Raw genomic sequence first — 17,301 nt, 5'->3', positions numbered from 1 at the left:
AAATAAAGGCAGTGGTGGTCAATGCACATTAACAAGGTACAGCAGTATCGTGCCTACGGCACTGGACTCGCATACGCTCGCCACTGTGTACAACGTTAATTTTCAGGGAAATGTATGGGTAAATGGCTTCGAACGGATGAGAGAAATGAACTAATTTCCTCTCTAAATATGGTATGTGAGTCCGTATCCAAGGTTAATACCGATATCGAATACTGGAAATGGGCCGTAATAGCGCTTCATAATTCTTTGCAAGGTTCGATGGTCTTGGCGCTAAGAGCAGGTAATGACTTTCGTATAATGCCTGATAAACTTGCGGAAAAATGTTTAAAAGCACATAGAGAGAACAAACCCTGGCCCAAAGTTAAAATGGATAATTTTCCTAATTTGTATAAGAAGGTTAAGTCCACTGAATATATGCATTTCCTAACGTGCAGCAAGGTGTTGCCTGAAGACGAAGAGCGAGATCGTGCCGTTACAAAACTTCTTGAGCTTCGAAATAATTTCATACATTTTATGCCGCAGGGCTGGTCTCTCGAAGTTTCTGGACTTCCGGGTATATTTGTTTCGTTATTGAACATGGCAAATTTTCTACTCTTTGAATCTGGAAATGTCACTTTGTATGAGGACGACGAGCGAAGTCGAATAAGTGGAGCAATCAATACTGCTCTTTCTATATGCTCAACATTAAGGGTTGAGTATGAAAATTAACAATCACAGGCAGTCGACGCGGAAAAACACGCGCAACTGCTGTAAGCGTTATGTGTAATCCGTGATGATAATACTTCAGGTGATTGGAGCAATATTTATTGGCCTCATAATTGGAATGGCTCAATCCTCAGAGGCTGAAAAGAATGAGCTTATTAAAATAAAGAGACTATGGCCTATATATAGGAAATTATATAAAGAAGGATTTTCCATCTGGCGCGTAGTCATAGCATTTCCAATTCTTGTTTTTTTAGTGTCTATCAGTGGGTTTTATTTATATTGGGTTTCGCTTAATCCTACTGGAATTAACGCTATACAACTATTTGGAGTGTATGTAGTTTCAGGTTTTATTGGCTCCTATATTCGAAAGAGGCTTGTTTCCGCCTATGTGCGAAAAAACACATAACAAACCAAAGCTACTCAGCCCAAAGACGTTTGCTGCGCAAACTGGGCTTGGACTCAATCACGCTACGCGCGATTTCGCCGTAGTTTAGGAACGTTACAGGTGGAAGGGCATTTAAAACTATTGAATGAATCCTGCACCAAAATATAGTTTTGCTCGTATAAATTTATGGTTTTTAGAGCAACGGTTCACAACTTTAACAGGCTAGCTTGTACGCAATAGTCATCGCTCCCAAGCTAGGGTAGAGTGATTAGCAAGCCTAGTTAAGCTGGCAAGCAAGTATAAAGGTCATCAAGCTAAACTTGCGCACCAAAGGCAGAGCTTGATGGAAAACAATAAATAATTAAGCACGTTGGCACGTGATAGTTAAGAGCCACAAGCCACTACTTGTAACAAGGCGCAGCTGCATCGTGCCTACGGCACTGGACTCACTGTCGTTCGCCGCAGTGCTTTGCGTTACATTCAAGGAATTAGATGGCTAAGGTGATTCTTATATGTGGTTTGCCTGGTTCAGGGAAAAGTACACTGGCAGAAGAATTAGCAAAAACACTTGGTTTGCCTCTATTTTCAAAAGACAAATTAGAGGCTTCAATCGTTGAACATGGTGCTTTGCGAACTGAGCTGCTGAATGGTATTGGATATACTTTGCTTAAAAACTTAGTTGACGAGCACCTTGAACGGCAATCATCTGTCATTGTGGATTTCATCGCAGATAAAAATCGCGTGAACGAGCTTTGGCCTGATCTGCTTACAAAAGAATTGATCGCAATCGAGTGCATTTGCTCTGACAAAGCTGAGCATAAGCGCCGTATTGAATCAAGAAAACGAAATATTAAAGGTTGGTACGAATTGAGCTGGGTTGACGTAGTAGAAATATCTACTAAATACACACCCTTGATTTCGAGCAGGCTTATCTTAGATACCATTCAAAGCAAATCTGTACTGCTAGAAGAAACACTCAGTTATGTATCAAACTGAATGTAACAAAACGCTGTAGCAATACAGCCCTAAATACACCGCTTCGCGGCGGGCTGTGGACTCGCATTCGCTCGCCGCTAAGCTTTGCGTTAAGTGGTAATTGAAATGAAATTCTGTCCATTTAAATCAGTCAACGAGATTTCTTTCAACTCTTCAAAAGATGAAATAATTCAAGAGTTGGGAAGTCCGGAAGATGAAAGTACAAATAGTCTAGGTTGGTATGAGCTGGTCTATGGTGAATCTGTTTACAGACTAGATAAAGAAGGAAGGCTTGTTGAAGTTACAGCCAATCTTGAAAGCATAGAGATAAATGGAGCAACGGTACAGTATCACTTACTTAAAGATCACTTATCTAAATACGATAGTGAAATTTTTGAAACGGTAGGCTTCATAGTCAGCCCCAAATTTGGCATTGCTTTTGATCCTGAACATAAATTCTGGATTACGCATTTTAGAAAAACTGAGCTCGAAGGTTGGCGTAATGTATCCAGCTAGCACACTTAACAAGCGCCAGCACAATCAGGCACTCCGTGCCTTGGACTCGCAACAAGTTGCTCGCCTGTGTGGCGGGCGTTAGGCAAAAGGAGTAGATATGGATATAGAGTCATTTAAGGAAGTTAAGCCACTATCCGGATTTCTGAGTGCGAGTGTTTTTGAGAACGAGTTTATAGGTCTAAAACCAACACTTTTTTTTGGTATTAGTATTCCATTGGAAACGTTCAAATTTCAGAATGAAAAAGTCGATACTACTGTTGAACTTGATTTTATCCATTTGCCTGTTCGTAACGATTGGAAGGAACTCATTGGGAATTCTTATTCATTTCCAATTAATCCTGAAAACGGCTACATAGATGGTTCTGTATATCTTGGGCACGCTCACAATCCCGCAGATACATCGAAAGTTTCCTTTATCGAGAATAGAGGTGTCCTGAAATGTGCTTTAGAGATTACATTTGATTTTACCTTCGAAGGTCCATCATTCCTTGGAAAACCAAGTGTGAAATGGGAAATTGAACTGAGATATGACGAAGACCAAATATCGAATGCGATAAAAGAAATTCAGGCAATTCAAAGTGCCTAACAAACGCATGAAATATCGCGCGTTTAAAGGCACCGCTTCGCGGTACGCGCTGGACTCGCAACAAGTTGCTCGCCATTTATGCGGGCGTTAACTTTCTTTGGAGCTCACTGATTGAACGAAGAATGGAAGGATGAAATAGGAAGTTTTATCGTTGAGTTTTGTGAAATTGAATATGTAAGCTACCTGCTTCATGAGCAACTTTATCCAGATGATGATCCTTCGCATAATTTTAAAGAGAGAACCAAGCAAGTAGTTAGTCAACTCAATGGTAAGAGTAAAGCTAAATTGAAGAGCTATCTCGAAGAAGCGATAGAGCTAGCAGAAAGGCGAAATACGATAGTTCATAATCCAATGATGGTGCAGATTTTCGAAAATAAAAAATCGGGCGAACTATATTCGGAAACGGCAATACATTCGTATAAGCAACGAGACTATGTAAGCTTTGATGAGATGAAACGTTTGAATGCCCAGATAGTTCGCCTTAAAAATGATTTAGTGGATGAAGTTGGCGGCCATGAGGCACTCGTAAAGTTAACAAGGCGCTGAAGCAATTTAGCCCTAAATTCACCGCTACGCGGCGGGCTAAGGACTCGCATCCGCTCGCCGCTTAGCTAATCGTTACTAGGTACATATGATACAGCGAATTGCTTTTGACTATGGGCGTACTCTTTTCGATAGGGAGCGTAATGATTTCTTTCCCGAAGTCAGTGCTGTGCTAAAAGAACTTAGTAATAACTATTCTCTGAGTATCATTTCATACTCCAAGTGTGATGATGTGGATAACCGAATATCAGCACTTAGAAAACTTGGAGTTTGGGAATTATTTGAAGGTGTCTGGTTTGTGGATAAGCCAGAGCTAAAACATTCGGCATTAGATGAAATGTTAGTGCGATTCCATCTTCAACCCGAAGAAGTCGCTGTTGTAGATGATTACGTAATTCGGGGCATCGCTTGGGCAAACGAGCGCGGTGCAACATCAATATGGTTCCGTAATGGTAAGTTTTCATCAGTTGAACCCTCTGAAGAAATTGGGAAACCAAATTTTGAGATATCAAGCTTCGGTGAAATTCTGGGGTGCTTTGCTCCCTAGTAACAAATGCAGGCAGTCGACGCGAAAAAGCCCGCGCAACTGCTACAAACGTTACTAGTAATAATTAGATAAGGATAATCTATGAATATTAACTTAACTTTTTTAGGTCATTTTTTGCTGATTTTTTGGTTTATACCACTTCTCAGTATCATTTTCTCGAAGAAGGTTTCAGGTAAAGAGAAACTTGCTTGGCTTTTAGCTATGATCTTTGTATCTTGGTTCGCATGGGTATTTTATATGCTATTAGCTCTGCTAAAACCAAAACAAATAGAGCTCCAAAGTTAAATATGAAGGCAACCCAGACTAGTAACAAGAACCAGCACAATCAGGCACTCCGTGCCTTGGACTCGCAACAAGTTGCTCGCCTGTGTGGTGGGCGTTATGAATCATTTTAGGTAGCTCAGAATGGAAGTTGAAATTGCTCGATTGATTGCTGATGTTCTTACTGAAGCAACGAAGATATTAGGCCCAGCTGCCATTGCTTCTTTTGCCACATATAAAGTTACTAGCATTCAAAGTAAACTAAAAATTGAAGAGTTAAAGCGAGCAAATTCCTTCAAAGCCAAAGAGCACCTATTACATTATTATGAAAACCAGCAGGACAGGTTAAATGATGCTCAAAAAGAGCTTCAAGAAAGCCTAACTTCGCTTTTAGGCTTTTCCACTGGATATAGTTCCGGAAGTGATAAAGAAGTAGATGATGTCACAAAAACTTTTAGTGGATTAATCAATACTCATATTAGGTTAGTGCCTATTTCATTAAGGTCGATTATTAAGGAATATGAATCTCTTGGCCTCAATACGACAGATGAATATACGTATCTGAAAGGATACTTGGAGAGAATTGACGAATTAGTTCAAAGTGATGTTCGCGAGCAAATGGCAACAAACATACACTTTCTGACAGAAATTTATGCATTGCTTTCCACTTGCAATCACTCATTGCTAGAAAGAAAAATACTTGAATTGTTTGGCGACACCGACAATTCATAACAATCACAGGCACAGCGACTCGTGAACTCGCACGTGCTGTAAGCGTTAAAGCTATGAATACTGTAGAAGAATTTTACATCGAGTTTAGGCGTAGGTTTTCAGAGATTACTGAAAAGGCCGATATTGAACATATTAGGATTTGGGATACTGTTTCCTTAGATACATGCTATTGCTGGTTTGAAAGTTTAGCGAACACTCTAAATTCTGAGATGGAGTCAAGTGTTCCGTTCAGTAATTACAAAGAGTTATTCGAGTTTATTCGAAAAGCTGACGCTATAGGTTCAAAGGAAATAAGCGATTGCATTGATGTCTCATTTGTTGAAAATTTGTTTTGGAAAGTCGCTCCAAATAAGGCATCACCTTATTGGAATGAAATGCCGGCAAAATTAAAGGCATACTATCAAGGCTTTCATCATTGTGACCCGCTTTAACAAGGCAATGAACTTCGTGCGTAAACATTGCTTCGCGATACGCACTGGACTCAATCACGCTGGCGCGCAATTTCGCCAGTTATTTTGGCGTTAGGCATAGAGTACTTTACGATGTTTAAAGAAAAGTGGGAATCTGAGAGGCTTTTGTTTGAGCCATTCAAACTGAATGAAGCTCAAGTAGCTAAAAATATCTTTTCTGCAAATTCTCACTTAGTGAATGTTGATCCTACTTTCAGAGAATGGCCCCTTTCCGAGTATGAATCTTTAATTAATAAGGATTTAGAGCCAAAAGATCTATCTACACCCCAAGCTTTTATTTTGCGGAAAATCGTCGAGAAAGAAGGGGATGTAGTTGGATATTTGCAGTTAGAGCTAAACGCGCCAGCCAATGAACAATGCTGGATTCCTATGTTAGTTCTTTCGCCTAATAAACAAGGCCTTGGCTATGGCACTGAAATCCTAAGAAGCATCGTTGATCTATTGTCTACATACGATCGATTCAATCTCTTGCAACTTAATGTTTATGCAGAGAATAAGGATTCTTTTAGATTCTGGTATAACGGCGGCTTTAATAAAATAGTCGCTTTTGAAAAAGAACATGAAAATGGACGCGAGTACAACTGTCTCGTGCTTAGTCGGATGATTTAGCCTAACAAATCGCTGTAGCAATACGGCCCTAAATTCACCGCTTTGCGGTGGGCCTAGGATTCTCTCCTTCGTCGCTCACCGCTAAGCTTGGCGTTATACGTAAACCATGCTATATCACGATGCTAATAAAATAAGCGGTCTTGAACACATAGACCTTTGGGAGTCCTTTGTTCTTGGCTGGGAACTTAAAGGCGAAGAATTACGTATTAAAATCGATGCGTACCTCTTTCCAGAGCACGAGGGCTATACGGAGCCGAAAGAAAATGAATGGGCTTGCTTCGCTTCTGCATACTTGATATTTGATGGAGTTAAAGACATGGACGGGTTCAGTTCTTTAGCTGAGTGCAAGCCAGCTGTTGATGCCACTGGTGAAAAGGATTTTGGCCATATAGAAGACTTTCAGTTCACTGTTCTTGGTGAATATATATTTACAATAGAGTTTGCAGGTAAGTTAAACTTTAAGGCTCAAGGAGTGAGGCTTTCACTTGAAAACGTATAACAAAGCAAGGCAATCTGACGTGTTACTCTCCACTTGTTTTTATGCGGTAAAATACTCGCATAAAAACAAGTTCCGTTTCATCCGCAGTTGCTTGCGGCGTTAAGTGTTTTTATGAATTATAGAATGGTTCGTACGTTGACTTGCTTTACAAACGAAACCGAAAGGTTAGTTTTTGATGTGAAGCTTGTGAACTTTAACTTAGGTGAATTTCAAAAAGAATTTGATGTTCCTAAAGAGAATCTGATGTATGACTGCTTTGGAGTCGGTGTGGCAAACCTACCTTTTTTGAAGCAGTATCTTCCTGATTCGATAGCAATTAATTGGGACTTTAATAGTTTTAGCTACTTTGTTGAGGCTGTGGAAGGGTAACACTTAACAAGGCAATGAACTTCGTGCGTAAACACCGCTTCGCGGTACGCACTGGACTCAATCACGCTGGCGCGCAATTTCGCCAGTTATTTTGGCGTTACAGGTGGAAGGGCATTTAAAACTATTGAATGAATCCTGCACCAAAATATAGTTTTGCTCGTATAAATTTATGGTTTTTAGAGCAACGGGTCACAACTTTATCAGGCTAGCTTGTACGCAATAGTCATCGCTCCCAAGCTAGGGTAGAGTGAGTAGCCGGCCTCGTTAAGCTGGCAGGCAAGTTAAAAGGCCATCAAGCAAAAATACTGCATCAAAAGCGGAGCCTGATGGAAAACAATAAATTAAAAAGCACGTAGGCACGTGATAGTTAAGAGCCACAGGCCACTACTTGTAACAAGGCGCAGCTGTATCGTGCCTACGGCACTGGACTCACTGTCGTTCGCCGCAGTGCTTTGCGTTATTGTGCAGACGAGGGATACTTAATACTAAATGGCACTATGTAGTAATTGTCTTTTAATTTAGCGCCATTTTCCTTGTGAATAGCATAAATTTCTAGTGGCCTAAACGCTGCGCCACTGGCATATTAAAGGCACTAATTCGTGGCAAAAGTCTTAGTGTTTAGGCTTTTGTAATCTAAAAATAAAGTAGTGGTGGTCAATGCACATTAACAAGGTACAGCAGTATCGTGCCTACGGCACTGGACTCGCTCACGCTCGCCACTGTGTACAACGTTATTGTGCAGAATGAGAATGCCTTTTTAAGCTGGCTTAACTGATACTTTATTTTACATTTCAGTAGCAATACTTTCTGAAAAAAAGCAAAACTATTGCTAGCCACCAAGTTTTGGGGCTGGCATATTAAAGGCAATGAAATCGTCGTAAAAGCTTTGGTTGATTGAGCTTTTAAAAATTATAAAAAGTGGCAGTGGTGGTCAATGCACATTAACAAGGTACAGCAGTATCGTGCCTACGGCACTGGACTCGCATACGCTCGCCACTGTGTACAACGTTAGAGTTTTAATGTATGGGAAATCAGAAAGGAGTAACCTGGCATCTAAAGTGGCTGATTGCATCTTACGGTTTGTTTATCGCTTCCTTTTTAGTGATAAGTGTATTCTCCCTATTTGCCTTCGATATCAATCTGTTTGAATTAACGCATCAATGGTATTTTATGTTCATTGCTTTAGGTGCTACGGGATTGTTTGGTTTTCTAATTTACAAAAAGTTAAAGTAAAGTGGCTAGGTCAAACTCTAACAAGGCCCGGCAACAGCAATGCCCGCACAAACCCTGCTTCGCAGGCGGGCATTTGGACTCGCTCACGCTCGCCGTTGCGGGCAAACGTTATAGGTTTTAGTCGAGGATAATATTGAATGCTTTGCCCTAGATGTTCACAAGGCTCAATAATAGAAGCTAGGATCAGAGCTAAAAACGAGAAAATATTCCTGTGTGAAGAGTGCGAAGCCACTTGGTTCAAGAAAGAACATATTCGAGGTGGGAAATGGGTAGATTACGGAACCTATATGCAGTCAAAAGGTTTAAAGCCTTTATGGAATGAAATAGATTTAGCTTAATCGCAATAGCCTATAACAATGAGTGGCTGGAACAGGCCCGCTTAAAACCGCTTGCGCGGCGGGCCTTCGACTCAATACCGTTCGCGCCAGCACAACAACGTTATTGTGCAGACGAGGGATATTTAATACTAAATGGCACTATGTAGTAATTGTCTTTTAATTTAGCGCCAGTTTCTTCGTGAATAGCTTAAATTTCCAGTGGCTTAAAGGTTTTTCCACTGGCATATTAAAGGCTTTAGTTCGTGGCAAAAGTCATAGTATTTAGGCTTTTGTAATCTAAAAATAAAGGCAGTGGTGGTCAATGCACATTAACAAGGTACAGCAGTATCGTGCCTACGGCACTGGACTCGCATACGCTCGCCACTGTGTACAACGTTAACCTTTAGGTATTAGTTGATGTGGCAAAAGGAACAAGTCTTGATAGAGATTAGGTCTGCAATCGAGCAACTAATTCTTCATTTAAAAACAGATAAAAGTTGTTTGTGGACTGCCCATTTTGAGAAGCAGTTAAGGCATATAAATGACCTAATTGAATACGGTTATGTGGACGACGATCTATATCAACTCTCTAGTTCGATTAGAGCAGTATATGGGGGAATGGGTAGTTTCAATGACTACTACAATCCTAATCAATCTAAGGAAAGAAATGAGCTTATTGAGAAATTTGGCTCTAGTAATGACCTTTCCTCGAAAGTATATGATTTAGCCATTAAGTTAAAGCAAAGTGGCTAAGCAAAGGTTAACAAGAGCGTATTGTGGATTAGTTTCTGCTTCGCGCCAACTAACAACAAACGCAAACGTTACAGGTGGAAAAGTATTTAAGACTATTGAGTGAAGTCTGCACCAAAATATAGTTTTGCCCGTATTAATTTGTGGTTTTAGGTGCAACGGTTCACAAATTTAACAGGCTAGCTTGTACGCAATAGTCATCGCTCCCAAGCTAGGGTAAAGTGAATAGCCAGCCTCGTTAAGCTGGCAGCCAAATTTAAAGGACATCAAGCCTAAATACCGCGTCAAAAGCGAAGCTTGGTGGAAAACAATAAATAATTAAGCACGTTGGCACGTGATAGTTAAGAGCCACAGGCCACTACTTGTAACAAGGCGCAGCTGCATCGTGCCTTCGGCACTGGACTCACTGTCGTTCGCCGCAGTGCTTTGCGTTATTGTGCAGACGAGGGATATTTAACTCTAAATGGCACTATGTAGTAATCGTCTTTTAATTTAACACCATTTTCCTCGTGCATAACTAAATTTCTAGTGGCCTAAACACTGCGCCACTGGCATATTAAAGGCACTAATTCGTGGCAAAAGTCATAGTATTTAGGCTTTTGTAATCTAAAAATAAAGGCAGTGGTGGTCAATGCACATTAACAAGGTACAGCAGTATCGTGCCTACGGCACTGGACTCGCTCACGCTCGCCACTGTGTACAACGTTATGAGGCAAATTAAGTGAGAGTGTGCCCGAATTGCGAAGCTAGAACGATTTCTAGAATGAAGCTTTTTGCTAGTGGAATGCACATTCCAGGAGCCTCAGTGATATGCTCAGAATGCAGTTCATTGCTAATGCTTGACCCTGAGGACAACCTGCTTGTTGAAGGTACAGTGAACCTAGTATTAGTAGCATTGATGGGACTATCGGCTTTCTACTTTGGTAACTTATTTGTTGGTATTGGTGTTTTTATCTGTTGGCGCGTATTAAGGGTTTATATTCGTACAAAGGGAAAAATAGTGGTGGTAACTTAGCCTCATAACAAAACGCTGTAGCAATACAGCCCCAAATATACCGCTTCGCGGTGGGCTGTGGACTCGCTCACGCTCGCCGCTAAGCTTTGCGTTAAGCGTTACACAAGAGATCAAACATGGAATTAATTAACTGGAATAAGTTGGAACACGCATATGGAAATGCTTCGGACATCCCTGGGCTACTGGCTCAACTTGAAGAGTATCCTGAGTGTGAGGACTATGAATCAGAACCATTCTTTACATTATGGAGTAGCCTCTGTCATCAAGGTGATATTTATAACTCTTCATATGCAGCCGTTCCGCATATAATTTCTTTAATCGAAAAGCACCCACAGAGGGCAAATTACAATTACTTTCTATTGCCTGTTTGTATAGAAATAGCCAGACTTAAAGGTAATGGTGCTAAATTAAATATTGAAATGGAAAGAAACTATATCGAATCAATAAAGTTAATGGCTAAGCTTGCTGGAGAATCGCCTTTATCAGACCCAATAATGGCTAACGTATTAGCAGCCGCTGTAGCAGTCGCAAAAGGTAGCGAAGAATTAGCTGAAGTTATTCTCGAGCTTACTCCAAATACAATTAAAGAATTTAAAGAATGGCAAGAGTCGTAAAAACGCTTAACAAAGTTGTCAAATTGACAGTTTTTCCGTCGCTCCTTTTTGTGCTTAATAGCACAAACGGGCTCCTCCAAAACTGCAATTTACAACGGCGTTATTGTGCAGAATGAGAATGCCTTTTTAAGCTGGCTTAACTGATACTTTATTTTACATTTCAGTAGCAATACTTTCTGAAAAAAAGCAAAACTATTGCTAGCCACCAAGTTTTGGGGCTGGCATATTAAAGGCAATGAAATCGTCGTAAAAGCTTTGGTTGATTGAGCTTTTAAAAATTATAAAAAGTGGCAGTGGTGGTCAATGCACATTAACAAGGTACAGCAGTATCGTGCCTACGGCACTGGACTCGCATACGCTCGCCACTGTGTACAACGTTATACGTAAACCATGCTATATCACGATGCTAATAAAATAAGCGGTCTTGAACACATAGACCTTTGGGAGTCCTTTGTTCTTGGCTGGGAACTTAAAGGCGAAGAATTACGTATTAAAATCGATGCGTACCTCTTTCCAGAGCACGAGGGCTATACGGAGCCGAAAGAAAATGAATGGGCTTGCTTCGCTTCTGCATACTTGATATTTGATGGAGTTAAAGACATGGACGGGTTCAGTTCTTTAGCTGAGTGCAAGCCAGCTGTTGATGCCACTGGTGAAAAGGATTTTGGCCATATAGAAGACTTTCAGTTCACTGTTCTTGGTGAATATATATTTACAATAGAGTTTGCAGGTAAGTTAAACTTTAAGGCTCAAGGAGTGAGGCTTTCACTTGAAAACGTATAACAAAGCAAGGCAATCTGACGTGTTACTCTCCACTTGTTTTTATGCGGTAAAATACTCGCATAAAAACAAGTTCCGTTTCATCTGCAGTTGCTTGCGGCGTTAAGTGTTTTTATGAATTATAGAATGGTTCGTACGTAGACTTGCTTTACAAACGAAACCGAAAGGTTAGTTTTTGATGTGAAGCTTGTGAACTTTAACTTAGGTGAATTTCAAAAAGAATTTGATGTTCCTAAAGAGAATCTGATGTATGACTGCTTTGGAGTCGGTGTGGCAAACCTACCTTTTTTGAAGCAGTATCTTCCTGATTCGATAGCAATTAATTGGGACTTTAATAGTTTTAGCTACTTTGTTGAGGCTGTGGAAGGGTAACACTTAACAAGGCAATGAACTTCGTGCGTAAACACCGCTTCGCGGTACGCACTGGACTCAATCACGCTGGCGCGCAATTTCGCCAGTTATTTTGGCGTTACAGGTGGAAGGACATTTAAAACTATTGAATGAATCCTGCACCAAAATATAGTTTTGCTCGTATAAATTTATGGTTTTTAGAGCAACGGTTCACAACTTTAACAGGCTAGCTTGTACGCAATAGCCATTGCTCCCAAGCTAGGGTAGAGTGATTAGCCAGCCTAGTTAAGCTGGCAAGAAAGTTTTAAAGCCATCAAACTAAATTACTGCGTCAAAAGCGAAGTTTGATGGAAAACAATAAATAATTAAGCACGCTGGCACGTGATAGTTAAGAGCCACAGGCCACTACTTGTAACAAGGCACAGCTGCATCGTGCCTACGGCACTGGACTCACTGTCGTTCGCCGCAGTGCTTTGCGTTAAAAGGCTTATGAAACCTATTGCAAACCTAATACATGTGGAAGATCTTAAGTTAGGTCTTGATTGGTACCAAAAGGCTTTCCCTGGTGCAATTGTACGGACCATTGACGATTTTACATTCCTCGAGGTAAATGGTTTTGCGTTAGAATTGGTTTTAGCTGATGAAAGGGTTGGATCTGGTAAGAGTGGATCAGTAACCTATTGGCTAGTAGAAAGCCTAGAATATGAAATGGATAGGTTTAAAAGCATTGGATCTATTATATACCGAGGACCAATGGAGATTGAGGCAAACCAATGGATGTGCCAAGTAACAGATCCATTTGGTAATTTAATTGGCTTGAGAGGGCCGTTTTAACAATCATAGGCACGGCGACTCGTAAACTCGCGCGTGCTATAGGCGTTAGAGTTTTTTATGAATCCTAGATCCTGCGCACTAATAGTAAATGATGTTAAAGAATTATTGCTAGTTCACAGGATGAAGGACGAACGTGAGTATTGGGTTTTCCCTGGTGGTAGTATTGAAAAAGGCGAAACCGCAGAAGAAGCCGTAATTCGTGAGATTGAGGAAGAAACTAGCTTATCTACCTCAAATATTGAGCTCGTATTTGAGCAATCTAATGAAGGACGAAGAGAGAGCTACTTTTCTATAGGGGCTATTTCAGGTGAAGTAAAGTTAGGCAATGGACCTGAACAGGAAAGGCAGAGTTCAAATAACCAATACGAACTCATTTGGGTTAATATGGAAAAGCTAGAAAACGTCAATTTGCAACCCGTATCCGCAAAAGAAAAGGTAATCTCCTTGCTTAGAACTGGCAAACTCTAACAAGGCAATGAACTTCGTGCGTAAACACCGCTGCGCGGTACGCACTGGACTCAATCACGCTGGCGCGCAATTTCGCCAGTTATTTTGACGTTAGGTGTATATGAAGAGGCTCGTTCTCAGTAATTTATTTTGGATTAATTTGGTATTTTTGGTTCTTCCAATTGTACTTATTATTCCTTCGATACAAGGTTTCGAGGAGTCGAGCCCATATATTGCACTGGTATTGTATCTCGTAATTGGTGGTTCTAATTTTCTAGCAGTAATGCTAATCATTTTTGTTTTAAATGGAGCGTATGGCAAAGGAATAGCCATTTCGACATTTGTATTGTGGGTTTTCGTTGCAAGTCAGGGAGCAATTGGCTTTATTGTTTCGGTACTAGTTACTTCTGGTTATTGGGTGCACCAAAGGAAATTCATTGCTAGATACAGTAGTGAAATTAGTGGTAATTCTAGGTCCACCTAACAAACCAAAGCTGTTCATGCCCGCCAAAAACCGCGTTCCGCGGCGGGCATAGGACGCAATTACGCTGCGCTTCATTGCGCCTCAGTTTAGGAACGTTAGGCTTTATGAAAAATAAATTACATCAACAATATCATTTTAGACCTTCCACCCTAGGATTACTGTCGTGGGATGTTCTAAAATTAATTGAATTATCCAAAGACTTTCCGGTTTTCGAAAAAAAGGTGGAGGAAATTGGAGAGCTCAAAGAGAACTATTGGTTCGGTTTTATGCCCGGAATGGAAGCTAAGTGCGAAGATATAATTCAGCACGCGAAACAAATTTACGAAGCTGACCTTAGCTATCCAATTATTTTATGTAGCGAAGGTAGAATAATGGACGGTATGCACCGTGTTTGTAAGGCCAAGATGGAAGGGCATGACACTATATTGGCCGTACAATTTACGAAACCACTGGAACCAGATAATATTGGTAAACAGCCTGATGAATTGTACTACCAATAGCCTTACAAAAAATTGTTGTTCAAGCCCAACATCCTTGCTTCGCAAGTGGGCTTTGGACTCGTAAACTCGCCACAAAATAAAGGCGTTACACATCTATGGATATAAAGCATGACGACCAATAGGTTCTGCGTTTTCTGTGGAAGCCCTCCAGAAAAAAAGAATCGAGAGCATATACTCCCTCAGTGGCTTCTTGAACTCACTGGTGACCCTAAGCGAGTGGTCAATTTTGGAACGAACTTCAAAAATGGAAATGCTATACGTTTTGATTGGTCGAATTTCTGTGTTCCAGCATGCGAAAGCTGCAATACGGAATTTTCTGACTTGGAGGCTCGAGCTAAGGCCCATGTTCTAAAGCTAGTCGCCAGAGAAGCTCTTTCAAGCATTGAGTATTCTGACTTTATGGATTGGCTTGATAAGGTACGTGTCGGAATTTGGATTGCGTATCATTTTATTCAAGGGAACCCAACCAATATAGATCCAAGCTTTCATATTAAAACCCGAATCTGCCAAAAAGACAGAATGGTTGCGATTTATCCAATAGCCGGTGATGGAGTAGGATTGAACGCGTTTGGAGTCGAGTCATTAGTGTTTCACAGTCAGCCTTCCTGCTTTGCGCTTCGAATAAATGACATATTGATCTTAAATATGTCGTCCGATTACTTGTTTTCGGCTCGCTGCGGCTTCCCTTTTCCTAAAAGTCGATATACAACTCTAGATGGAGATAACCCTAATCTGATGCATTTAAATGACTTTCAGATTACACGCCGTATTAAGCATCCACTGCTGAGAAAAACAATCGCAAAGCCGTCAATACATCTTTATCAGCCGATCATACGAAGATCGTCTGATGATAGCTTCCAGTCTGGATATCTCGGAGACTACAGTCGTTTCGACTCGTACCTAGCACAACATACTATGCCTCCTTACCCAACAGGAAAAGGAGTGCTTTATTTTCAGCACCAAGATCGTGTCGATCCTATTTTTGATATTGACCAACCAATAGAGTTTGAGGATATTAAACACTCTGAGTCAAAGCCAATGCATGAGCTAGTTAAGCAAGTTTACGAATTTCAAAACTATATTTATGAAAAAGATGAATTTCGAGCTCAGAATAAAGAACTATTAACTTCTCACATGGAAAGAAAAAAGGCTTTAATTAGGTGGAATAAACACTTTATTTCACACTATTCAAGGATGAGCAATGTGTAACAAGGCCATGAATTTGACCGCCTTACGCTACGCTTCAGTCAGCAAATTATGGCGGCGTTATGCCAATATTTGGAGCCAGCAATGGTATTAAAATCATCAAAACTTAAAAATCTTCTCCTTCTGGCTTTAACGGGGGTATTTGTTTTCATAGTTTTATATTTTAGATCCGATATCCCTATGTATATGGGGCATATTGCTTCTATTTTTTTTGGTATCGGATTCATTGTTGCATTGTTGCAACTTCTGCCTGGAGCTAGTCAACTCGAAATTGCAAGTGACGGTATCAGGTATACGGTTCTATTTAGAACGAATTTCATTCCATGGAACGAGATTTCTTATTTTTACGAATTGACCATGCAAGATGGAAAAACCAAAAAGGTAGGGTGGCATTACAGCGAAGAGGTTGTTTTAGAAGCCGAAGCTAAGCAAGGCTACCCAGTAAATATGGACATTCCACATGGAATCCTCCCCGATAATTTCGGGAAGTCTGCATCTGATCTCGTGAAAATACTTAATGGTTTTCCAAGGGCATAACAATCGCAAGCACTGCGACTCGTAGACTCGCGCGTGCTAAAAGCGTTATGCGTAAAGGATAGATATGACCAAGGAAAAGAATATATTAGATATACGCTACTACTCTGAGGATGATGAAAGTACTAGTGGCCAGTATGTTTCAATATTCAAAATTGGAAAGGAAGCGTCAGCTTTAGGAGCGAGAATAGCTAGAAAACTAAGAGGGCTTGGATTTTCTACAGGCGAGTTTGATCATGTCTATATCAACTTCACAGAAAGTATACCTAACTCAGAGGTAGCTTTATAAAATAAGCATTGTGAAAAGTGGTTCAAATATTTCGATGTTGGAATTAACAGAAATGAAGCAAATCAGCTCAGCGATTCTGATAAGTTGCTTTTTATAGTAGAAAAAAACTATCAAGCACTAGAGTTAATTAATCAAAACCAATCGGCGCTAATTAAAGAAGTAAAAAGTGAAATAGCATCAAAAGGGTCTGAGATCGAGTTATTACATAAGCACAAAGAGACAAAGTCATATGAAGTGAAGTTGACTTACCAAATAATCCCCAATGGATCAGATAATTCAGTGGCCAAAATTTATTATCTCGATAAAAAATCAAGTAAAGCTTTCACTAGTGAAATAGAACTGGAGTTTTACGAAGATTTATTTTTCCTTGCATCAAATATTTCTGTATCTAAAGGCTTAATTACTCTTAAGCCAAGGGCTCCTTATAGAGCAGAAATTTACAATAAAAGATATGGCGTACCAATCTCAATACAAATCGAATAACAAGCGCTGTATAGAGCAGCGTTCAGACTTTAGAAATACCTCTAACTTGTCCATTTTTTTTGTATAAATTGGCGTATCTCAAACGGAGTTTGTTTATACCGAAATTCAAATTTTACGATATGAATAAATATCACAATTCTTGATGACTTGCATTCGAGTGTTGATGGCGGTCGCCCCGCCTGTGATCTAGCCATCAGTTTTTAAGGACGAACCCCCCGAGTATGGGGTAGGGGAAACGGAAAAAGTAGGCTAAGAGCTATATCACCA

The 17,301-nt window shown here is 40.3% G+C and carries 42 protein-coding genes and 1 pseudogene; 33 read left to right on the top strand and 10 right to left on the bottom strand.

Going from position 1 to position 17,301, the window contains the following annotated elements; genetic code table 11:
* The first annotated feature begins 168 nt into the window (after positions 1 to 168).
* Positions 169 to 708, top strand: coding sequence for a hypothetical protein (locus QWZ13_RS11750; protein ID WP_290281944.1), 540 nt, complete (start codon positions 169 to 171; stop codon positions 706 to 708).
* Here the strand turns inward: QWZ13_RS11750 and QWZ13_RS11745 are convergent.
* Positions 671 to 832: a hypothetical protein gene (locus QWZ13_RS11745; RefSeq protein WP_290281943.1), complete on the bottom strand. Its 162-nt coding sequence runs from the start codon at positions 830 to 832 to the stop codon at positions 671 to 673. The genes QWZ13_RS11750 and QWZ13_RS11745 overlap by 38 nt on opposite strands.
* Positions 833 to 1,055: 223 nt before the next feature.
* On the opposite strand from QWZ13_RS11745, the gene QWZ13_RS11740 reads away from it, so the two are divergent.
* From QWZ13_RS11740 to QWZ13_RS11730, 3 genes are all read left to right on the top strand, one after another.
* Positions 1,056 to 1,199 carry a hypothetical protein gene (locus tag QWZ13_RS11740; protein ID WP_290281942.1) on the top strand — a complete coding sequence of 48 codons (144 nt, stop codon included), beginning with the start codon at positions 1,056 to 1,058 and terminating at the stop codon, positions 1,197 to 1,199.
* A gap of 268 nt (positions 1,200 to 1,467) precedes the next feature.
* The gene (locus QWZ13_RS11735) at positions 1,468 to 1,590 is read left to right on the top strand and encodes a hypothetical protein (RefSeq protein ID WP_290281941.1); all 123 of its coding nucleotides are present in this window, start codon (positions 1,468 to 1,470) and stop codon (positions 1,588 to 1,590) included.
* On the top strand, positions 1,583 to 2,086 hold the full coding sequence (locus QWZ13_RS11730) for a P-loop nucleotide/nucleoside kinase family protein (RefSeq protein ID WP_290281940.1): 504 nt from the start codon (positions 1,583 to 1,585) through the stop codon (positions 2,084 to 2,086). The genes QWZ13_RS11735 and QWZ13_RS11730 overlap by 8 nt, the downstream gene beginning before the upstream one ends.
* Here the strand turns inward: QWZ13_RS11730 and QWZ13_RS11725 are convergent.
* Entirely contained in the window at positions 2,067 to 2,207 is a 141-nt protein-coding gene (locus QWZ13_RS11725) for a hypothetical protein (RefSeq protein ID WP_290281939.1), read from the bottom strand. The genes QWZ13_RS11730 and QWZ13_RS11725 overlap by 20 nt on opposite strands.
* Here QWZ13_RS11725 and QWZ13_RS11720 point away from each other — a divergent pair.
* Both QWZ13_RS11720 and QWZ13_RS11715 read left to right on the top strand, forming a co-directional pair.
* Complete coding sequence (locus QWZ13_RS11720; protein ID WP_290281938.1) at positions 2,192 to 2,581, top strand: hypothetical protein; 390 nt, start codon at positions 2,192 to 2,194, stop codon at positions 2,579 to 2,581. The genes QWZ13_RS11725 and QWZ13_RS11720 overlap by 16 nt on opposite strands.
* A gap of 197 nt (positions 2,582 to 2,778) precedes the next feature.
* Positions 2,779 to 2,937 carry a hypothetical protein gene (locus tag QWZ13_RS11715; RefSeq protein WP_290281936.1) on the top strand — a complete coding sequence of 53 codons (159 nt, stop codon included), beginning with the start codon at positions 2,779 to 2,781 and terminating at the stop codon, positions 2,935 to 2,937.
* Positions 2,938 to 3,045: 108 nt separating this feature from the next.
* Here the strand turns inward: QWZ13_RS11715 and QWZ13_RS11710 are convergent, their stop codons facing one another.
* Complete coding sequence (locus QWZ13_RS11710) at positions 3,046 to 3,243, bottom strand: hypothetical protein (RefSeq protein WP_290281935.1); 198 nt, start codon at positions 3,241 to 3,243, stop codon at positions 3,046 to 3,048.
* 11 nt (positions 3,244 to 3,254) lie between these two features.
* Entirely contained in the window at positions 3,255 to 3,416 is a 162-nt protein-coding gene (locus tag QWZ13_RS11705; protein WP_290281934.1) for a hypothetical protein, read from the bottom strand.
* Between the two features lie 36 nt (positions 3,417 to 3,452).
* On the opposite strand from QWZ13_RS11705, the gene QWZ13_RS11700 reads away from it, so the two are divergent.
* The 9 genes from QWZ13_RS11700 to QWZ13_RS11660 all read left to right on the top strand — a co-directional run bounded on the left by QWZ13_RS11700 (position 3,453) and on the right by QWZ13_RS11660 (position 7,680).
* Complete coding sequence (locus QWZ13_RS11700) at positions 3,453 to 3,713, top strand: hypothetical protein (protein ID WP_290281933.1); 261 nt, start codon at positions 3,453 to 3,455, stop codon at positions 3,711 to 3,713.
* Between the two features lie 85 nt (positions 3,714 to 3,798).
* Entirely contained in the window at positions 3,799 to 4,257 is a 459-nt protein-coding gene (locus QWZ13_RS11695) for an HAD hydrolase-like protein (protein WP_290281932.1), read from the top strand.
* An 81-nt stretch (positions 4,258 to 4,338) separates the two neighbouring features.
* Positions 4,339 to 4,542: a hypothetical protein gene (locus QWZ13_RS11690; RefSeq protein WP_290281931.1), complete on the top strand. Its 204-nt coding sequence runs from the start codon at positions 4,339 to 4,341 to the stop codon at positions 4,540 to 4,542.
* A gap of 120 nt (positions 4,543 to 4,662) precedes the next feature.
* On the top strand, positions 4,663 to 5,250 hold the full coding sequence (locus QWZ13_RS11685; RefSeq protein ID WP_290281930.1) for a hypothetical protein: 588 nt from the start codon (positions 4,663 to 4,665) through the stop codon (positions 5,248 to 5,250).
* A 53-nt stretch (positions 5,251 to 5,303) separates the two neighbouring features.
* Positions 5,304 to 5,681: a DUF7674 family protein gene (locus QWZ13_RS11680; RefSeq protein ID WP_290281929.1), complete on the top strand. Its 378-nt coding sequence runs from the start codon at positions 5,304 to 5,306 to the stop codon at positions 5,679 to 5,681.
* A 111-nt stretch (positions 5,682 to 5,792) separates the two neighbouring features.
* A complete protein-coding gene (locus QWZ13_RS11675) occupies positions 5,793 to 6,329 on the top strand; it encodes a GNAT family N-acetyltransferase (protein ID WP_290283346.1) in 537 nt (178 codons plus the stop codon).
* Positions 6,330 to 6,435: 106 nt separating this feature from the next.
* A complete protein-coding gene (locus QWZ13_RS11670) occupies positions 6,436 to 6,828 on the top strand; it encodes a hypothetical protein (RefSeq protein WP_290281914.1) in 393 nt (130 codons plus the stop codon).
* A gap of 111 nt (positions 6,829 to 6,939) precedes the next feature.
* On the top strand, positions 6,940 to 7,197 hold the full coding sequence (locus tag QWZ13_RS20015) for a DUF7683 domain-containing protein (RefSeq protein WP_435407039.1): 258 nt from the start codon (positions 6,940 to 6,942) through the stop codon (positions 7,195 to 7,197).
* A gap of 360 nt (positions 7,198 to 7,557) precedes the next feature.
* Entirely contained in the window at positions 7,558 to 7,680 is a 123-nt protein-coding gene (locus tag QWZ13_RS11660) for a hypothetical protein (RefSeq protein ID WP_290281928.1), read from the top strand.
* Between the two features lie 171 nt (positions 7,681 to 7,851).
* Here the strand turns inward: QWZ13_RS11660 and QWZ13_RS11655 are convergent, their stop codons facing one another.
* The gene (locus tag QWZ13_RS11655; protein ID WP_290281927.1) at positions 7,852 to 8,064 is read right to left on the bottom strand and encodes a hypothetical protein; all 213 of its coding nucleotides are present in this window, start codon (positions 8,062 to 8,064) and stop codon (positions 7,852 to 7,854) included.
* A gap of 23 nt (positions 8,065 to 8,087) precedes the next feature.
* Between QWZ13_RS11655 and QWZ13_RS11650 the strand changes: the two genes are divergently transcribed.
* The 5 genes from QWZ13_RS11650 (at position 8,088) to QWZ13_RS20010 (ending at position 9,500) form a co-directional block, all read left to right on the top strand.
* Entirely contained in the window at positions 8,088 to 8,345 is a 258-nt protein-coding gene (locus QWZ13_RS11650) for a hypothetical protein (protein ID WP_290281926.1), read from the top strand.
* A 12-nt stretch (positions 8,346 to 8,357) separates the two neighbouring features.
* Entirely contained in the window at positions 8,358 to 8,561 is a 204-nt protein-coding gene (locus QWZ13_RS11645) for a hypothetical protein (protein WP_290281925.1), read from the top strand.
* A gap of 6 nt (positions 8,562 to 8,567) precedes the next feature.
* Positions 8,568 to 8,768: a hypothetical protein gene (locus QWZ13_RS11640; protein WP_290281924.1), complete on the top strand. Its 201-nt coding sequence runs from the start codon at positions 8,568 to 8,570 to the stop codon at positions 8,766 to 8,768.
* Positions 8,769 to 8,790: 22 nt separating this feature from the next.
* Positions 8,791 to 8,928: a hypothetical protein gene (locus QWZ13_RS11635; protein ID WP_290281923.1), complete on the top strand. Its 138-nt coding sequence runs from the start codon at positions 8,791 to 8,793 to the stop codon at positions 8,926 to 8,928.
* A 236-nt stretch (positions 8,929 to 9,164) separates the two neighbouring features.
* Complete coding sequence (locus QWZ13_RS20010; protein WP_377363406.1) at positions 9,165 to 9,500, top strand: DUF6966 domain-containing protein; 336 nt, start codon at positions 9,165 to 9,167, stop codon at positions 9,498 to 9,500.
* On the opposite strand, the gene QWZ13_RS11625 is transcribed toward QWZ13_RS20010, so the two are convergent.
* Entirely contained in the window at positions 9,483 to 9,656 is a 174-nt protein-coding gene (locus tag QWZ13_RS11625; RefSeq protein WP_290281921.1) for a hypothetical protein, read from the bottom strand. The genes QWZ13_RS20010 and QWZ13_RS11625 overlap by 18 nt on opposite strands.
* A gap of 175 nt (positions 9,657 to 9,831) precedes the next feature.
* On the opposite strand from QWZ13_RS11625, the gene QWZ13_RS11620 reads away from it, so the two are divergent.
* On the top strand, positions 9,832 to 9,954 hold the full coding sequence (locus tag QWZ13_RS11620; protein ID WP_290281920.1) for a hypothetical protein: 123 nt from the start codon (positions 9,832 to 9,834) through the stop codon (positions 9,952 to 9,954).
* A 171-nt stretch (positions 9,955 to 10,125) separates the two neighbouring features.
* On the opposite strand, the gene QWZ13_RS11615 is transcribed toward QWZ13_RS11620, so the two are convergent.
* Positions 10,126 to 10,287: a hypothetical protein gene (locus tag QWZ13_RS11615; RefSeq protein WP_290281919.1), complete on the bottom strand. Its 162-nt coding sequence runs from the start codon at positions 10,285 to 10,287 to the stop codon at positions 10,126 to 10,128.
* Between QWZ13_RS11615 and QWZ13_RS11610 the strand changes: the two genes are divergently transcribed.
* The 8 genes and pseudogenes from QWZ13_RS11610 to QWZ13_RS11575 all read left to right on the top strand — a co-directional run bounded on the left by QWZ13_RS11610 (position 10,282) and on the right by QWZ13_RS11575 (position 13,559).
* A complete protein-coding gene (locus QWZ13_RS11610) occupies positions 10,282 to 10,512 on the top strand; it encodes a hypothetical protein (RefSeq protein WP_290281918.1) in 231 nt (76 codons plus the stop codon). The two genes, QWZ13_RS11615 and QWZ13_RS11610, sit on opposite strands and share 6 nt — an antisense overlap.
* A 159-nt stretch (positions 10,513 to 10,671) precedes the next feature.
* Positions 10,672 to 10,821, top strand: coding sequence for a hypothetical protein (locus QWZ13_RS11605; protein WP_290281917.1), 150 nt, complete (start codon positions 10,672 to 10,674; stop codon positions 10,819 to 10,821).
* Positions 10,822 to 10,931: 110 nt separating this feature from the next.
* Complete coding sequence (locus QWZ13_RS11600) at positions 10,932 to 11,126, top strand: hypothetical protein (protein WP_290281916.1); 195 nt, start codon at positions 10,932 to 10,934, stop codon at positions 11,124 to 11,126.
* A gap of 259 nt (positions 11,127 to 11,385) precedes the next feature.
* Positions 11,386 to 11,544, top strand: coding sequence for a hypothetical protein (locus tag QWZ13_RS11595; protein WP_290281915.1), 159 nt, complete (start codon positions 11,386 to 11,388; stop codon positions 11,542 to 11,544).
* Positions 11,517 to 11,909 carry a hypothetical protein gene (locus tag QWZ13_RS11590; protein WP_290281914.1) on the top strand — a complete coding sequence of 131 codons (393 nt, stop codon included), beginning with the start codon at positions 11,517 to 11,519 and terminating at the stop codon, positions 11,907 to 11,909. The genes QWZ13_RS11595 and QWZ13_RS11590 overlap by 28 nt, the downstream gene beginning before the upstream one ends.
* A 153-nt stretch (positions 11,910 to 12,062) precedes the next feature.
* Positions 12,063 to 12,278: pseudogene (locus QWZ13_RS20005) on the top strand (DUF7683 domain-containing protein); the annotation flags it as partial.
* Between the two features lie 360 nt (positions 12,279 to 12,638).
* Positions 12,639 to 13,091 (top strand): VOC family protein, encoded by a 453-nt coding sequence (locus tag QWZ13_RS11580; RefSeq protein WP_290281912.1) that lies wholly within the window; start codon positions 12,639 to 12,641, stop codon positions 13,089 to 13,091.
* 57 nt (positions 13,092 to 13,148) lie between these two features.
* On the top strand, positions 13,149 to 13,559 hold the full coding sequence (locus tag QWZ13_RS11575; protein ID WP_290281911.1) for an NUDIX domain-containing protein: 411 nt from the start codon (positions 13,149 to 13,151) through the stop codon (positions 13,557 to 13,559).
* 376 nt (positions 13,560 to 13,935) lie between these two features.
* Here the strand turns inward: QWZ13_RS11575 and QWZ13_RS11570 are convergent, their stop codons facing one another.
* Both QWZ13_RS11570 and QWZ13_RS11565 read right to left on the bottom strand, forming a co-directional pair.
* Positions 13,936 to 14,097 (bottom strand): hypothetical protein, encoded by a 162-nt coding sequence (locus QWZ13_RS11570; protein WP_290281910.1) that lies wholly within the window; start codon positions 14,095 to 14,097, stop codon positions 13,936 to 13,938.
* Between the two features lie 275 nt (positions 14,098 to 14,372).
* Entirely contained in the window at positions 14,373 to 14,615 is a 243-nt protein-coding gene (locus QWZ13_RS11565; protein ID WP_290281909.1) for a hypothetical protein, read from the bottom strand.
* A gap of 15 nt (positions 14,616 to 14,630) precedes the next feature.
* Between QWZ13_RS11565 and QWZ13_RS11560 the strand changes: the two genes are divergently transcribed.
* The 4 genes from QWZ13_RS11560 (at position 14,631) to QWZ13_RS11545 (ending at position 17,034) form a co-directional block, all read left to right on the top strand.
* Entirely contained in the window at positions 14,631 to 15,731 is a 1,101-nt protein-coding gene (locus QWZ13_RS11560) for a hypothetical protein (RefSeq protein ID WP_290281908.1), read from the top strand.
* Between the two features lie 177 nt (positions 15,732 to 15,908).
* Entirely contained in the window at positions 15,909 to 16,265 is a 357-nt protein-coding gene (locus QWZ13_RS11555; RefSeq protein WP_290281907.1) for a hypothetical protein, read from the top strand.
* 64 nt (positions 16,266 to 16,329) lie between these two features.
* Positions 16,330 to 16,551, top strand: a complete 222-nt coding sequence (locus QWZ13_RS11550) for a hypothetical protein (protein ID WP_290281906.1) — start codon at positions 16,330 to 16,332, stop codon at positions 16,549 to 16,551.
* Positions 16,552 to 16,635: 84 nt separating this feature from the next.
* A complete protein-coding gene (locus tag QWZ13_RS11545) occupies positions 16,636 to 17,034 on the top strand; it encodes a hypothetical protein (protein WP_290281905.1) in 399 nt (132 codons plus the stop codon).
* Between the two features lie 41 nt (positions 17,035 to 17,075).
* Here the strand turns inward: QWZ13_RS11545 and QWZ13_RS11540 are convergent, their stop codons facing one another.
* On the bottom strand, positions 17,076 to 17,228 hold the full coding sequence (locus QWZ13_RS11540; RefSeq protein ID WP_290281904.1) for a hypothetical protein: 153 nt from the start codon (positions 17,226 to 17,228) through the stop codon (positions 17,076 to 17,078).
* Between the last annotated feature and the right edge of the window lie 73 nt (positions 17,229 to 17,301).

Origin of the sequence: Reinekea marina (assembly GCF_030409715.1) — a bacterium.
Taxonomy (GTDB): domain Bacteria; phylum Pseudomonadota; class Gammaproteobacteria; order Pseudomonadales; family Natronospirillaceae; genus Reinekea; species Reinekea marina.
The sequence above is the reverse complement of the archived record's forward strand: the minus strand, read 5'-3'. Positions and strand labels throughout refer to the sequence as shown.

Bases quoted from the DNA above. Each gene is read 5' to 3' on its own strand.
- QWZ13_RS11750 (WP_290281944.1), top strand. From the start codon at position 169: ATGGTATGTGAGTCCGTATCCAAGGTTAATACCGATATCGAATACTGG.
- QWZ13_RS11730 (WP_290281940.1), top strand. From the start codon at position 1,583: ATGGCTAAGGTGATTCTTATATGTGGTTTGCCTGGTTCAGGGAAAAGT.
- QWZ13_RS11720 (WP_290281938.1), top strand. From the start codon at position 2,192: ATGAAATTCTGTCCATTTAAATCAGTCAACGAGATTTCTTTCAACTCT.
- QWZ13_RS11725 (WP_290281939.1), bottom strand. From the start codon at position 2,207: ATGGACAGAATTTCATTTCAATTACCACTTAACGCAAAGCTTAGCGGC.
- QWZ13_RS11710 (WP_290281935.1), bottom strand. From the start codon at position 3,243: ATGGCGAGCAACTTGTTGCGAGTCCAGCGCGTACCGCGAAGCGGTGCC.
- QWZ13_RS11695 (WP_290281932.1), top strand. From the start codon at position 3,799: ATGATACAGCGAATTGCTTTTGACTATGGGCGTACTCTTTTCGATAGG.
- QWZ13_RS11690 (WP_290281931.1), top strand. From the start codon at position 4,339: ATGAATATTAACTTAACTTTTTTAGGTCATTTTTTGCTGATTTTTTGG.
- QWZ13_RS11685 (WP_290281930.1), top strand. From the start codon at position 4,663: ATGGAAGTTGAAATTGCTCGATTGATTGCTGATGTTCTTACTGAAGCA.
- QWZ13_RS11680 (WP_290281929.1), top strand. From the start codon at position 5,304: ATGAATACTGTAGAAGAATTTTACATCGAGTTTAGGCGTAGGTTTTCA.
- QWZ13_RS11675 (WP_290283346.1), top strand. From the start codon at position 5,793: ATGTTTAAAGAAAAGTGGGAATCTGAGAGGCTTTTGTTTGAGCCATTC.
- QWZ13_RS11670 (WP_290281914.1), top strand. From the start codon at position 6,436: ATGCTATATCACGATGCTAATAAAATAAGCGGTCTTGAACACATAGAC.
- QWZ13_RS20015 (WP_435407039.1), top strand. From the start codon at position 6,940: ATGAATTATAGAATGGTTCGTACGTTGACTTGCTTTACAAACGAAACC.
- QWZ13_RS11645 (WP_290281925.1), top strand. From the start codon at position 8,358: ATGGTATTTTATGTTCATTGCTTTAGGTGCTACGGGATTGTTTGGTTT.
- QWZ13_RS11640 (WP_290281924.1), top strand. From the start codon at position 8,568: ATGCTTTGCCCTAGATGTTCACAAGGCTCAATAATAGAAGCTAGGATC.
- QWZ13_RS20010 (WP_377363406.1), top strand. From the start codon at position 9,165: ATGTGGCAAAAGGAACAAGTCTTGATAGAGATTAGGTCTGCAATCGAG.
- QWZ13_RS11610 (WP_290281918.1), top strand. From the start codon at position 10,282: ATGCACATTCCAGGAGCCTCAGTGATATGCTCAGAATGCAGTTCATTG.
- QWZ13_RS11605 (WP_290281917.1), top strand. From the start codon at position 10,672: ATGCTTCGGACATCCCTGGGCTACTGGCTCAACTTGAAGAGTATCCTG.
- QWZ13_RS11600 (WP_290281916.1), top strand. From the start codon at position 10,932: ATGGAAAGAAACTATATCGAATCAATAAAGTTAATGGCTAAGCTTGCT.
- QWZ13_RS11590 (WP_290281914.1), top strand. From the start codon at position 11,517: ATGCTATATCACGATGCTAATAAAATAAGCGGTCTTGAACACATAGAC.
- QWZ13_RS11575 (WP_290281911.1), top strand. From the start codon at position 13,149: ATGAATCCTAGATCCTGCGCACTAATAGTAAATGATGTTAAAGAATTA.
- QWZ13_RS11570 (WP_290281910.1), bottom strand. From the start codon at position 14,097: ATGAAGCGCAGCGTAATTGCGTCCTATGCCCGCCGCGGAACGCGGTTT.
- QWZ13_RS11565 (WP_290281909.1), bottom strand. From the start codon at position 14,615: ATGTGTAACGCCTTTATTTTGTGGCGAGTTTACGAGTCCAAAGCCCAC.
- QWZ13_RS11560 (WP_290281908.1), top strand. From the start codon at position 14,631: ATGACGACCAATAGGTTCTGCGTTTTCTGTGGAAGCCCTCCAGAAAAA.
- QWZ13_RS11555 (WP_290281907.1), top strand. From the start codon at position 15,909: ATGTATATGGGGCATATTGCTTCTATTTTTTTTGGTATCGGATTCATT.
- QWZ13_RS11550 (WP_290281906.1), top strand. From the start codon at position 16,330: ATGACCAAGGAAAAGAATATATTAGATATACGCTACTACTCTGAGGAT.
- QWZ13_RS11540 (WP_290281904.1), bottom strand. From the start codon at position 17,228: ATGGCTAGATCACAGGCGGGGCGACCGCCATCAACACTCGAATGCAAG.